At 73.6% G+C, this 13,551-nt stretch carries 7 protein-coding genes; 3 read left to right on the top strand and 4 right to left on the bottom strand.

Translation table 11 applies throughout. The features are described 5' to 3' along the window. Positions 1–149: 149 nt before the first annotated feature. Together DEJ48_RS22490 and DEJ48_RS22485 are read right to left on the bottom strand one after the other, a co-directional pair. Positions 150–3,524 carry an ATP-binding protein gene (locus DEJ48_RS22490; protein WP_150217895.1) on the bottom strand — a complete coding sequence of 1,125 codons (3,375 nt, stop codon included), beginning with the start codon at positions 3,522–3,524 and terminating at the stop codon, positions 150–152. A gap of 123 nt (positions 3,525–3,647) precedes the next feature. Beyond that, positions 3,648–6,065 (bottom strand): tetratricopeptide repeat protein, encoded by a 2,418-nt coding sequence (locus DEJ48_RS22485; RefSeq protein WP_223832152.1) that lies wholly within the window; start codon positions 6,063–6,065, stop codon positions 3,648–3,650. A 190-nt stretch (positions 6,066–6,255) separates the two neighbouring features. Here DEJ48_RS22485 and DEJ48_RS22480 point away from each other — a divergent pair, with 190 nt between their 5' ends. Continuing rightward, positions 6,256–7,665 carry an FG-GAP-like repeat-containing protein gene (locus DEJ48_RS22480; protein ID WP_150217894.1) on the top strand — a complete coding sequence of 470 codons (1,410 nt, stop codon included), beginning with the start codon at positions 6,256–6,258 and terminating at the stop codon, positions 7,663–7,665. Positions 7,666–7,740: 75 nt separating this feature from the next. Here DEJ48_RS22480 and DEJ48_RS22475 read toward each other — a convergent pair whose 3' ends face one another. Further along, complete coding sequence (locus DEJ48_RS22475; protein ID WP_150217893.1) at positions 7,741–10,335, bottom strand: bifunctional FO biosynthesis protein CofGH; 2,595 nt, start codon at positions 10,333–10,335, stop codon at positions 7,741–7,743. Positions 10,336–10,381: 46 nt separating this feature from the next. Further along, on the bottom strand, positions 10,382–11,245 hold the full coding sequence (locus tag DEJ48_RS22470) for a TIGR03619 family F420-dependent LLM class oxidoreductase (RefSeq protein ID WP_150217892.1): 864 nt from the start codon (positions 11,243–11,245) through the stop codon (positions 10,382–10,384). A gap of 124 nt (positions 11,246–11,369) precedes the next feature. Here DEJ48_RS22470 and DEJ48_RS22465 point away from each other — a divergent pair, with 124 nt between their 5' ends. Together DEJ48_RS22465 and DEJ48_RS22460 are read left to right on the top strand one after the other, a co-directional pair. Further along, on the top strand, positions 11,370–11,846 hold the full coding sequence (locus tag DEJ48_RS22465; protein ID WP_150217891.1) for an ankyrin repeat domain-containing protein: 477 nt from the start codon (positions 11,370–11,372) through the stop codon (positions 11,844–11,846). Between the two features lie 134 nt (positions 11,847–11,980). Further along, entirely contained in the window at positions 11,981–13,522 is a 1,542-nt protein-coding gene (locus tag DEJ48_RS22460; RefSeq protein ID WP_150217890.1) for a CehA/McbA family metallohydrolase, read from the top strand. The last annotated feature ends 29 nt before the right edge of the window (positions 13,523–13,551 follow it).

The raw sequence follows: 13,551 nt of genomic DNA, 5'->3' as shown, positions 1-13,551 counted from the left end.
GTGCCTCGACGTGCCTTGACGTGCCGCGACCGGTTGCGACTTTGCAGCACTGTAATCGACCGGGAACGATCGGTTCAGGCCCGAAGAGGTATGCGAAGAGTCGCCCCTGAGGTCGCATTTGAACGACGTTCACGGGAGCTTCGCAGTAGCTACGGAATTGTCGGTTCCGGGGTGCGTGTCGCCCCGGTCGCCGCGTAGCGGGCCCGGAACGCGTCCCTGGCGGCGGTGAGGCGTGCCAGGCGCGCGGCGAGGCAGGCGCGGTCCACGCTCGGAGCCCTCATGAGCGCGGTCGTGAACACCACCATCTCGGCCAGGTCGTCCCACTCCAGGTCCGCGAGGACCGGACCGAGGAGACGGTCGAGGTGGGCGTCGGCGGCGGCCCAGTCGCCCAGCGCCGCCGCGCCGAGCGCGAGTCCGTAGTCGCTCCAGACCGGGAACTCCTCCGACGCCCGCACGAGTTCGGCGCTCCTGTGCCACAGCCGGGCGGCGGCGTCCGGTCCCTCGGCGCAGGTCGTCACGAGCGCGAGCAGCAGCGTGCTGAGCTCCTCGTCGTCCCCGCGCATGCGCTCCGCGGTCGCGCGGGCCCGCGCCCACTGTCCCGTCAGGCAGTACACCTGGGCGAGCTCCTCGGTGCCGTCGGTCCCCGTGCCGTCCGCGTCGGGGGCCAGCAGCCGCAGCGCCTCGTCGAACCGCCCTTCCCACACGTGTAGTTCGGCATGCCGACGCCGCACCCAGTCCGCGTCCCCGTCGTTCTCGGCGTAGGCGGCGAGGTCCGTCAGGGCCTGGTCCGTCCTGCCGGTCGCCAGCGCCAGCCTGACCCGGCACAACCGGACCCAGAGGGAGCCCGGTTCGAGCCCGAGGGCCCGGTCCAGATCGGCCCACGCCTCCTCGTACCGGCCGAGCCGGCGCCGGGTGATGCCCCTGCGGCAGAGCGCCAGCAGGTACTCGGGGTCCAGCTCGATCGCGCGGTCCAGGTCGGCGAGGGCCTCCTCGTACCGCTCCAGGGAGAAGAGGGTCTCGGCGCGGCGGTAGTGGATCCAGTCGACACCGGGCGAGAGCTCCAGCGCCCGGTCGGCGTCCACCAGGGCGCGTGCGTACTCCCCCATGTCGTGCAGGAGCATGGCGCGGCGGCCCCGCACCCACGCGTAGTCCGGGTCGTCCTCCAGCACCACGTCGAGGTCGGCGAGGGCCTCGCGGTACTGTTCCAGGTTGTGCCGTGCGCAGCCGCGGCCCGCGTACGCCGCCCAGTTCTCCGCATCGATCTCGATCGCCCTGTCGTAGGCGGCCAGGGAGTCCTGCTGCCGGCCCGACATGCGCAGCACGTCACCCCGGCTCCACGCCACCCAGCTGAAGTCGGGGGCCAGTTCGGCGGCGCGGCCGCTGTCCGCGTCGGCCTGCTCGTACTCGTCGCGGGAGGCCCGCACCCTGGCCCGGTGCGCCAGCGCCCACGCGTAGTCCGGGGAGAGAGCGAGTGCCCGGTCCAGGTCGGCCAGCGCCTCCTCGTTCCTGCCGAGGCCGAAGCGGGCGATGCCCCGGCTCGTCAGCGCCTCCGCGTCCGACGGATCCAGCGCGAGCGCCCGGTCCAGGTCCTGGACCGCCTCCTCGAAGCGCCGCAGGACCCGGCGGACCTCACCCCGCATCCCGTACGTCCTGGACTGTGCGGGACCCAGCTCCACCGCCCGGTCGAGGGCGACGAGGGCGGTCTCCTCCTCGTCCATGTACCAGTACGTGACGCCCCTGCCGTAGTACGCCCGCTCCAGCTCAGGATCGAGCGCGACGGCCCGGTCGTACTCCGCGAGCGCCTCCGCGTGCGCGCCGCTCTCCCGCAGCTCCCGCCCCCGCACCACCCGCGCGAGCGCGAGCCCCGGCACGTCGAACCCCGCACGGTCGATGAGCAGTTGCAACGCCGCCGCGCACCCGCCCTCCTCCAGCGCCGACAGGAGATCGCGGCCCCACGCCGTGGCCTCCGCCGCCTCCGTGTCCGACCCCGCGTCCACGAGCAGCCGCGCCCACCGCCTGGCCACCGCCGCGCCCACGTCGCACGCGTCGACGACGTCCCGCAGAACGACGGGGAGCGCGGTCCGGGGCGCCCCGCACAGCAGGTGGTACGACTCCGCGAGCCGCAGCTCCCGCCACTGCTCGTCCTCCCACAGGTCGTCGTGCGCCCGGCCCGCTTCCGCCTCCGCCCGCCACCCCGCATACGTCCCCGCGAGCACCCCCTGCAACTCCGCCCACCCGCGCGGCGACCGAAGCCGCTGGAGGCGCAGCATCGGGGCGCGCACCACGTCGTGGTACTGCAGGCGGCCGCCGCGGTCGCCGACGAAGGGCAGGCCCCGCAGCCAGGCGAAGATGCCGGGTACGTCGTCCGCGGCGCACACCCCTTCGACCGCCGCCGCGACCACGTCCGCGTCCAGGCGCCTGGGCAGCGCGCACGCCAGCGCGGACGCCCGACGCACCGGGTCCTGCTCCCACTTCAGGAACCGCTCCACCGCCGTCACGCTCGGGTCGCCGACGTCGTCCGGGTCGGCGGGGCGGTTCTCCGCGAGGGTGGAGACCAGGACGGGCAGGCAGCCCGAGAGGCGCAGGACCTCCTCGACGACCGGCTCGGAGACGACGCCCTTGCCCGCGAGGAGGCTGCGGGACTCCTCCTCGGTGAAGGGGGCCAGTGCGATGTCCGTGACGAAGTCCGCGTAGCCGCCCCAGCGGGCGGTGTCGAAGGGCTGCTGTCCTGCCGTGACCACGACGACGTGCGCGGACAGCGCGCCGTGCCGCGTCGTCGTCATCACCTCGTGCAGCCAGCCGTCGAGGAACGGCCCGGTCCGCTCGTACGTGTCGAAGAACAGGACGATCCACGGCACCGTCCTCGCGGCCTGCGCCAGCTCCTTCAGGAGGACCGGGGTGAGGACGCGTTCGGGGGAGAGGACCAGCTGGACGTCCTCCTGGTTGCGGAAACGCGCGCTGAGCCCGGCCCGCAACCGGTCGGCGCCCTGGGCGAGCTGGGCCGGGTCCACCGCGCCGGCGAGCGCGCCGACGCCCGGCACGAGTCCGAGGCCGACGAGGCTCGCGCGGGCGGCCGTCATGGCCCCCGGGGAGGGAGCGGGCGCCGCCGGGGCCGCATCCCCCGCGTTCTGCGCGGGGACGACCGGCACCGACTCCGCTTCGTGGCGGCGCTCGCGGTGCGTGGTGAGGAGCTGGTCGAGGTCCTTCAGCCGACGTCCCTGACGGGCGAACTCCGCGCTGATGGCGGCAAGGGCCTCGGGGACGCTGCTGACCCGGTCGTCGACGTACGCCGTCAACGCGCCGCGCTCGGCGGCCAGTTGTTCCAGCTCGTGCACCAGGGACGTCTTGCCCACGCCCGCGTTGCCGTGGACGTGGAAGAGGAAGCAGTGGCGCAGGTCCGCGGGCGGCACGTCGAAGTTCTCTCTGAACGCCGCGAGTTCGCCGCGGCGGCCGATGAACCCGGCCCGCCCCCTGCGCCGGATCAGCTCCTGCATCGACGGCTCTTCCGCGTCGGCCGACGCCATGGCCACTCCCCCCGTTCCGGTCAGAGCCTGTGTCATAACCCCGGTCGGATCAGTGGGCGTCGTCAACGCGGCGAGCGTGCGTGCCAGGCGGCGACCACCCGGCCGGGGTTATGACACAGGCTCTCAGACAGGCTCCGCGTCCGTGTCGGCCCCCATCATCCGCTGTCGCTGCTCCCGCGCCCACCCGTACTGCCGGTCGATCCGCAGCGCCTCGTCCAGGGACGCCACGGCCTCCTCCACGCGCCCCAGCGCCTCCAGCGACAGGGCCCTGCTGCCCCACGCCCAGGTGTGGCCGCGGTCCTTGGCCAACGCCGTGTCGTACGCGGCGACCGCCTCCTCGTGGCGGCACGCGAAGCGCAGGATGTCGCCCCGGTCGCTGTGGGCACCCGGCGCGTCCGGGGCCACTTCGTGGGCGCGGTCGAGATCGGCGAGGGCGCCCGGCAGGTCGTCGAGCGCCTGCCGGACCCGCGCCCTGCGCAGCAGCGCCCAGGGGTAGTCGGGCCACAGGTCGATCGCGCGGTCCAGGTCGTCCAGGGCCTCGCGGTGGCGGCCGAGCACGAACTTGGCCTGGCCGCGGCTGCCCAGCGTCAGCGGTTCCCGCGGGTCGATGGCGTGCGCGCGGTCGAGCCAGGGCAGGGCCTCCTCGGGGCGGCCCATGCGCCGGTACGTCTCGCCGCGCTGCCGCGCCACCCACTCCGCGCCGGGCGCCGCCTCGTCGGCGGCGGCCAGGTGGCGCAGCGCCGTCTCGAAGTTGCCGAGGGCCCGGTGGGTGACGGCGAGGCCGTGGTGGCCCCACGGGTCGCCGGGGTCGATGGCGAGCGCACGCTCGTGGTCGTCGAGGGCCTCGCGCAGCCTGCCGAGGTGGAAGAGGCGAAGGCCGTGCTCGTTGTGCGCGGCCGCCCGGTCGGCGTCGTCGAATCCGGCGCGGGCGAGGAGGAGTTCGAGGACGCGCAGGGCGCCGAGCGTCTCGTCGGCGAGCGCGTCGCGCAGGTCGTCGGACCAGACCCGCAGGTGGTCCGCGCCGGTGTCCTCGGCGGCGTCGGTCACCGCCCGCGCCCACTCGCGGGCCACCGCCGTGTCGAAGCGGCAGGCCTCGATCCCCTCGCGGAGCACGCCGGGGAGCGCGGCACGCGGGCTCGCGCACAGGGAGTGGTACAGCTCGTCGATGCGCGGGGCGCGCCACTCCGCGCGCATCCAGGGGCGGCCCGGCGCGTCCCGCAGCTCCTCGTCGAGCGCCGCGCGCCGCCGCGCGTACAGCTCGGCGAGGCGGGTGTGGCCCGCGCTCCACAGGGTGGGCGCGGTGTTGCGGCGCAGGCGCAGCATGGGCGCGCGTACGACGTCGTGGTAGCGGGCGGTGCCTCTGCGGTCCGGCCGGACGAACGGCATGGTGCGCAGCCACGCGTAGAGCTCCGCGGGACCGTCGCCCGTGTCGTCGACGTCCCGGACCACGGCGGCCCGCGCGATCTCCTCGTCGAGGCGCCTGGGCAGCGCGCAGTCCAGGGCGGCCGCGCGCCGGGCCGGGTCCTGCTCGCCCTTCAGGAAGCGTTCCACGGCGGTGGCGCTCGGGTCGCCGACGTCGTCCGGCGCCGTGGGGCCCGTCTCGGCGAGGGTGGAGACGAGCACGGGCAGGCGGCCCGAGAGCCGGAGGACCTCGGCGACGACCGGCTCCTCGGTGACGCCCTTCGCCGCGAGGAGGCCGCGCGCCTCGCTCTCCGTGAAGGGGCGCAGCGGGAGTTCGGCGGCGAAGTCCGCGGCGCCCTCCCAGCGGTCGGGGTCGAGGGGGCGCTGCCCCGCGGTCACCACGACGGTGTTGGCCGGAATCCCTCCATACCGGTCGGTCGTCATCACGTCGTGCAGCCAGCGGTCGAGGAACGGCGCGGTCCGCTCGTACGCGTCGAGGAGCAGCACGAGCCAGGGTGCGGTGTCGGCGGCCCCGGCCAGCTCGTCCAGGAGCACGGGTGTCAGGGCGCGCTCGGGTTCCACGGCGAGGCGGGCGTCCTCGGGGGTGCGGAAGCGGGCCCTGAGCCGTTCGGCGCGCAGGGCGACCCGCTCCGTGTCGACGACTCCGGAGAGGGCGCCGACGACCGGCACCATGCCGAGTCCGACCACGCCCGCGCGGGCCAGCGCCAGGCTGCCCGCCGAGGGTCCGTCGGGTTCCGGTGCGCGGGTGGCGGCCGCGACGGCCTCGTGGATGCGCTGGCGGTGTGCCGCGAGGGCGCGGTCGAGCGCCTTCATGGTGCGGCCCTGCTGGGCGAAGTGCGCCGCCAGCTCGCCGAGCGCCTCGGGGAGGTCGGGGACGGTGTCGTCGACGTAGGCGACAAGTGCGCCGCGCTCTGCGGCGAGTTGTCCCATTTCGCGTACGAGTGAGGTCTTGCCGACACCGGCCGGGCCGTGCACGTGGAAGAGGAAGCGGTGCCGGTCGTCCTCGGGCGGCAGCTCGAAGTTCTCCCTGAAGAACCGCAGTTCGTCGCGGCGGCCCACGAAGGCCGCGCGGCGCCTGCGCCGGATGAGCTCCTGCATCGACACTTTCGGCCGCGCCATCGGTCCCTCCCCGTCCCGTGGGCCTCCAGTCTGGCGCACCGAATGAGACATCACGAGGCCGATATCCGGTGAACGGGAACCGAGTTCGGACATAAGTGCGTGTGCATCACAGAAGTCTCTGCGGTGTACAACCTTCCCCGCGGAACGCTCGTCTCCCTACACGACCACACAAATTCCCACAGGAGGAACAGTGCGCCGCAGTCTCATCACCGCTGTCGCAGTCGCCTCGCTCGCGGCACCCCTCGCCCTGGCCGGCGCCGGCACGGCGGCGGCCGCGCCCACCCCGCCGAAGGCCCCGGTCACCGACTTCAACCACGACGGGTACGCGGACCTCGCCATATCCGCCCCGGGCAACTACAACAGCGACGAGCCCGGCAGCGTCTCCATCGTGTACGGCTCGGCGAACGGCCCCGACAAGGCCCACGCCGTCACCATCAGCCGTGACACGGCCGGCGTACCCGGCACCGCCGCGGACGGCGGGCACTTCGGCAACCAGACCGCCGCCTCCGACCTCGACGGCGACGGCTACACCGACCTCGTCGTCAACGGCGGCAAGAAGGCCGTCGTCCTGTGGGGCTCCGCCCAGGGCCTCAGCGGCCAGGGCAGCGTCGAGCTGGACTCCGACGGTGCGCGCGTCACCGCCGGTGACTTCAACGGCGACGGCAAGGGGGACCTGGTCACGGCCGAGTACCCGGAGCCCGAGGACCCGATGGACAACGACGACGCGGGCATGACCATCGCGTACGGCCCGTTCCAGAAGGACGGCAAGGCCGCGAAGACCCAGCAGATCGTCACCAGCCAGACCTTCGGCCCCGGTGACTTCGTCACGGGCGACGTGACCGGCGACGGCGTCGACGACATCGTCACCAGCCACGGCTTCGAGGAGATGGCCCACAAGAGCCAGCTGTGGAAGGGCGGCAAGGACGGGGTGGCCACCACCTCGCAGAAGCTCGCGCCCTCCCTCGGCGGCGCCATCGCGGACGTCGACGGCGACGGCTACGGCGACTTCGTCACCCGCGACATCGGCACCAACTTCGAGGACATGCCGTACCAGAAGGGCACCGTCCTCGTCCGCTACGGCTCGGCGTCCGGCCTCTCGGACCGCTCCGCGAAGATCACCCAGGACAGCGCGGGCGTCCCCGGCGTCGGTGAGGACGGCGACGAGTTCGGCTCCTCCATCACCGCGGGCGACGTGAACGGCGACGGCCTCGCCGACATCGCCGTCGGCGTCCCCGGCGAGGACATCGAGACCACCGCCGACGCCGGCAGCGTCGTCATCCTCAAGGGCGCCCGCACCGGCCTCTCCGGCACGGGTGCGCAGGCCTTCGACCAGTCGAAGCCCGGCATCCCCGGCGCGTCCGAGAAGGGCGACAAGTTCGGCGCCACCGTCCTGCTCTCGGACACCAACAAGGACGGCAAGGCCGACCTGACGGTGGGCGCGCCCGCCGAGGACGGCACCCTCGCCGACACCGGCGCCGTCTGGCACCTGCGCGGCTCCGCGAGCGGCCTCACCACCACCGGCATCGACTCGTTCGGCCCGGCCGCGGTCGGCTCCCCGGACAAGGCGGGCGTGAGCTTCGGCGCGTTCCTGGCGCACTGACGCACGACGCCCTGACGCACCCCATGACATCGGCACCCGGCGGCGGCCGGGTGCCGATGTCGTTCCGGTCCCGGCTCAGTCCGCCAGCGGCAGCAGCTCCGGCAGATGCCCGTCCGAGGCCGCGGCCGCCCGCTGCCGCTCCTCGGGCACCTCGCCGTACAGCGTCGTACGCGGCTTCGCGGGCCGGCCCGCGGCGTCCGCGATGGCGACGAGGTCCTCGACGGACCGGTACGAGCCGTAACTCGACCCCGCCATGCGGGAGATGGTCTCCTCCATCAGTGTTCCGCCCAGGTCGTTCGCGCCCGACCTGAGCATCTCGGCGGCGCCCTCCTGGCCCAGCTTCACCCAGCTCGTCTGGATGTTGGGGATGTGCGGGTGGAGCAGCACGCGCGCCATCGCGGTGACGGCACGGTTGTCGCGGGTGGTCGGGCCGGGCCGGGCGATGCCGGCCAGGTAGACGGGCGCGTTGGTGTGGATGAACGGCAGCGTCACGAACTCCGTGAACCCGCCGGTCTCGCGCTGGATGGCGGCCAGCGTGCGGAAGTGGCCGAGCCAGTGCCGGGGCTGGTCCACGTGCCCGTACATCATCGTCGAGCTCGACCGGATGCCGAGCTCGTGCGCGGTCTTGATCACCTCGATCCAGGTGGCCGTCGGCAGCTTGCCCTTGGTGAGGATCCACCGCACCTCGTCGTCGAGGATCTCGGCGGCCGTCCCCGGGATGGAGCCGAGCCCCGCCTCCTTGGCGGCGGTGAGCCACTCGCGGATCGAGAGGCCGGTCCGCGTCGCCCCGTTGACGACCTCCATCGGCGAGAACGCGTGCACGTGCATGCCCGGCACGCGCTCCTTCACCGCACGCGCGATGTCGAAGTAGGCGCTGCCCGGCAGGTCGGGGTGGATGCCGCCCTGCATGCACACCTCGACGGCGCCGACGTCCCAGGCCTGCGCGGCCCGGTCGGCGACCTGGTCCAGGGAGAGGGTGTAGGCGTCCGCGTCGGTCCTGCGCTGCGCGAAGGCGCAGAACCGGCAGCCCGTGTAACAGACGTTGGTGAAGTTGATGTTGCGGGTGACGATGTACGTGACGTCGTCGCCGTTGACCGTCTTGCGGATGTCGTCCGCGACGGCGCAGAGCGCGTCGAGCGCGGGCCCGTCCGCATGCAGCAGGGCGAGCGCCTCGTCGTCGGTGAGCTTCGTCGGGTCGTCGGCGGCCTGCTTCAGGGCCGCGCGCACGTCGCCGTCGATGCGGGACGGCACCATGCCGGGCGCGGCCTGCTCGCGCAGCGCCTCCCAGTCGCCGTACACCTCGTCGAAGTCGTCGCGCCGGTCCGAGGTCCGCCCGGCGGTGTCGATGGTGGCGTGCAGGTCGGTGCGGCCCGAGGAGGCCACGTACCCCTCGTCGGGCTCCTGCCAGGGGTGGCCCTCGACCACCGCGTCGGGGCGGGCGAGGCCGGTCTCCGGGTCGGCGAGGGCCCGCAGGTGCGGCAGGAGCCGCGGGTCGAGCCACGGCTCACCGCGCCGCACGAACTCGGGATACACGCAGAGCCGTTCGGCGAGCCGGAACCCTGCCGCCGCCGACCGCTCGGCGAGCTCCTCGACCTGCGGCCACGGCTTCTCGGGGTTGACGTGGTCGATCGTGACGGGCGAGACGCCGCCCCAGTCGTCGATGCCCGCCCCGATGAGCCGCTCGTACTCACCCGCGATGAGGTTCGGCGGTGCCTGGATGTTCCCCGAGGGGCCCATGATGTGCCGGGCGACGGCGATCGTGGCGACCAGGTCGTCGATCTCCGCGTCGGGCATGCCGCGCATCGCCGTGTCCGGCTTGGCGCGGAAGTTCTGGATGATCAGCTCCTGGACGCCGTGGTACGAGCGCGCCACGCGGCGCAGCGCGAACAGCGAGTCGGCCCGCTCCTCGTAAGTCTCGCCGATCCCGATCAGCAGTCCGCTGGTGAACGGCACCGACGAGCGGCCCGCGTCCTCCAGGACCCGCAGCCGGACGGCGGGCTCCTTGTCGGGCGAGCCGTAGTGCGGCTGTCCCGGCTCGCTCCACAGCCGCTCCGACGTCGTCTCCAGCATCATGCCCATGCTGGGCGCGACGGGCTTGAGCCGCTGGAAGTCCGTCCACGTCATGACGCCCGGGTTGAGGTGCGGGAGCAGACCCGTCTCCTCAAGGATGCGGATCGAGATGGCACGCACGTACGCGATGGTGTCGTCGTACCCCTCCGCCTCCAGCCACTCGCGCGCCTCGGGCCAGCGGTCCTCCGGCTTGTCGCCGAGGGTGATCAGGGCTTCCTTGCAGCCCATCGCCGCGCCGCGCCGCGCGACGTCCAGGACCTCGTCCGGGGACATGAACATGCCGTGGCCGTCCCTGCGGAGCCTGCCGGGCACGGTCGCGAAGGTGCAGTAGTGGCACTTGTCCCGGCAGAGCCGGGTGAGCGGGATGAACACGCTCTTCGAATACGTGATGACGCCGGGACGGCCCGCCGCCTCCAGGCCCGCGTCGCGCACCCGGGCCGCGGACGCGGTGAGGTCGTCGAGATCCCCGCCACGTGCCCGCAACAGGACCGCGGCCTCGCTCACGTCGAGCGCGACGCCGTCCCTGGCCCTCCTGAGCGCGCGGCGCATGGCATTCGCGGTGGGTCGTTCGGCCTGTGGGGGCTGCGCGCTGTTGGTCATGTCCCCGAGCATACGAGCGAGTACACCTGCCTCTTACAGATAGTTCTCACGGCATGACATAGCGCCCGAGGGCATCGAGCGCCGCACACACCTCCGCCTCCCCGGCCGGCGGCAGCTGCACGATCACCTCGTCCACGCCGAGCCCCCGGTAGTACGCGAGCTTGCCCGGATCGGGTGCGACGGCCGTCACCGCCACATACAGGTCCTGCGCCCCGCGCCCCGCGTCCGCCCACGCCGACCTGAGCACGGGCAGCGCCTCGCCCAGGCCGCTGCCGCCGACCGGCATCCAGCCGTCCGCGTACTCCGCGACGTGCGCGAACAGACCCGGCCCCGCCGCACCGCCGATGAGGGTGCGCGGCCCGAACAGCGGCCCCTTCGCGAGCCGTTTGCGGGGCGCCCGCGCCGGCTTCGGATGGACCTCGCTCGCCCGTACGCCGCCGAACTCCCCCTCGTACGCCTTCGGCCGGTCCGCCCACAGCGCCCGCATGACCGCCATCCGCTCCCGCACCACCGCGCGGCGCCGCGGCCACGGGACACCGTGGTCCTCGGCCTCCTCGCGGTTCCAGCCGAAGCCGATGCCGAGGGTGACGCGGCCGCCGGAGAGATGGTCGAGGGTCGCGATCTGCTTGGCGAGGTCGATCGGGTCGTGCTGGGCGACCAGGGCGATGTTCGTGCCGAGGGTGATGCGTTCCGTGACGGCGGCGGCCTGGGCGAGGGCGACGAACGGGCTGAGCATGCGGGCGCACTCGGGCGGCAGGTCGCCGCCCGGGTAGGGGGTTTCGCGGGGCACCGGGATGTGGGTGTGCTCGGGGAGGTAGAGCCCGGCGAAGCCGCGACGCTCCAGTTCCACGGCCAGGCGTACCGGAGTGATCGTCGCGTCGGTCATGTAGAGCGTCGCGGAGATGCGCACGGGTCCCTCCGAGCGTGTTCGGGGCGGGCCGGGTGTCGGCGCGGGCCGGGTGTCGGCGCGGACACTCTTCCTATCCCTGGAAAGTCGGTTGGTCCATGCCCGTGCGCCGATTAGCGTGACGCGCGTGAACCGACGACGACGGAAGAAACTGACCCCGCGCCTGGTGTTCGCGGCGTCGCAGGGCGAGACGGCCACCGTCAGGTCGCTGCTGCGTTCCGGCCTCCTCCACCCGGAACTGCCGGACGCCGACGGCACCACCGCCCTGTACGCGGCCTCGGTGCACGGGGCGGCCGACACCGTGCGGGTCCTGCTGCGGGCGGGAGCGCTGCCGGACACCGAGAGCCTCGGCGTCACCGAAGGCACTCCCCTGTGCGCGGCCGCCGCCTGGGGCCATGTCGACACGGTCCGCGAACTCCTCGCGCACGGCGCCGACCCGAACCTCCGCGAGGACCTCGGCACGGGGCGTACGCCGCTGCGATGGGCGCGTGACGGAGCGGGCGGCCCGCACCCGGAGACGGAGGCGGCGCTCCTCGCGGCGGGTGCGACCGAGGACGCGGCGGGTGCGACCGGGAACGCGGCGGCCGCTCCCCGAGCCGTCTGAATCGGCCCCACCCACCCGGCAACCGGGCGTAAAACTGCCAACCGCCTTCCCTTGCCGCACAGTTCACGGCTCAATACCAGGGTTGCACGCACCACCCATGTCACCGTCGACACGACACCCTGGGGAGCCGCAGCATGTGTGAGGACGTACACCACCCGATCGGCCCGAACCGGCGCGGACTGTTCGTGACGGGCGCCGCCGCCGCGATTACGTTGGGCACCGTGAGCTTCGCCAGCGGCGCCGAGCGGCGCGCCCCCGCGCGGGACAGGAAGCCGGGCGGCACGGAGACGAGAACGGTGCGCGGGACGCTGCCCACCGGCTCGCCCGACTTCGTGTACCTGCCGGTCGAAGTACCGGACGGTGTCGCCGAGTTCCGCGCCGCCTACACCTACGAGAAGCCGACCGTGCCGCCCGGCACCCAGGGCAACGCCCTCGACATCGGCGTCTTCGACGAACGCGGCACCGAGCCGGGCGGCAAGGGCTTCCGGGGCTGGTCCGGCGGCGCCCGCACCGAGTTCTTCATCCGCGCCGACGAGGCGACACCCGGCTACATCCCGGGCCGCGTCCGCGAGGGCACCTGGTACATCGCCCTCGGCCCGTACACGGTCGCCCCCGAAGGCCTCCCCTACGAGGTGACCATCACCCTCACCTACGGGGCACCCGGCAGGACCCCGAGGCCGGCCTACCCGCCCGAGCGCGCCAAGGGCCGGGGCCGCGCCTGGTACCGCGGCGACTGCCACCTCCACTCGGTCCACTCCGACGGCAGGCGCACCCCCGCCGAGATCGCCGCGCTGGCCCGCGAGGCCGGCCTCGACTTCATCAACAGCTCGGAGCACAACACGCACTCCGCGCACCCCCACTGGGCCGAGCTCGCCGGGGACGACCTCCTGATCATGCTCGGCGAGGAGGTGACCACCCGCAACGGCCATGTCGTCGCCCTCGGCGTGGACCCCGGCACCTTCATCGACTGGCGCTACCGCGCCCGCGACAACCGCTTCGGGAAGTACGCGCGGAAGGTCAGGGACGCGGGCGGCCTCGTCGTCCCCGCCCATCCGCACGCCACCTGCGTCGGCTGCAACTGGAAGTTCGGCTTCGGCGACGCCGACGTCATCGAGGCGTGGAACGGCGCGTACACGCCGGACGACGAGATCGCCCTGGCCGACTGGGACAGCCAGCTCGTCGCCTCCGTGCGCGGCGGCCGCCCGTGGATCCCCGCCATGGGCAACAGCGACGCGCACCGCGATCCCGACCGCATCGGCGGCCCGCAGACCGTCGTCCTCGCCGACGACCTGACCCGCGAGGCCATCCAGGACGGCATCCGCCGCGGCCGCTCCTACGTCGCCGAGTCGAATTCCGTGGAGCTCGCCTTCTCGGCGGCGGGCGGCAAGGGCAGGCACGCGGGCATCGGCGGCCGCCTCGACGTCGACCGCGACGACCCCGTCACGGTCCGCCTCGACGTGAAGGGCGCCCCGGGCTGCACGGCCCGCATCGTCACCGACCAGGGCGTCCTGCACACGAGCCCCGCGCTGCCGGAGTCGGGCACGGGGACGGTCGAGTGGCGCACGACGGCCTCGTACGCCGCCTACGTGCGGGCAGAGGTGCGCCACGCACCCGTGACGCCCGGCCTGCCGGGCCCGCTGACGGCGTTCACGAACCCGATCTTCCTGGGCCGGTAGCGGCCCCCTCGCAGCTGGCCGGGGCGCGC

The sequence above is a fragment of the Streptomyces venezuelae genome, from assembly GCF_008642315.1.
Taxonomy (GTDB): Bacteria; Actinomycetota; Actinomycetes; order Streptomycetales; family Streptomycetaceae; genus Streptomyces; species Streptomyces venezuelae_D.
The sequence above is the reverse complement of the archived record's forward strand: the minus strand, read 5'-3'. Positions and strand labels throughout refer to the sequence as shown.

Bases quoted from the DNA above. Each gene is read 5' to 3' on its own strand.
- DEJ48_RS22460 (WP_150217890.1), top strand. From the start codon at position 11,981: ATGTGTGAGGACGTACACCACCCGATCGGCCCGAACCGGCGCGGACTG.
- DEJ48_RS22485 (WP_223832152.1), bottom strand. From the start codon at position 6,065: ATGGCGCGGCCGAAAGTGTCGATGCAGGAGCTCATCCGGCGCAGGCGC.
- DEJ48_RS22490 (WP_150217895.1), bottom strand. From the start codon at position 3,524: ATGGCGTCGGCCGACGCGGAAGAGCCGTCGATGCAGGAGCTGATCCGG.
- DEJ48_RS22475 (WP_150217893.1), bottom strand. From the start codon at position 10,335: ATGACCAACAGCGCGCAGCCCCCACAGGCCGAACGACCCACCGCGAAT.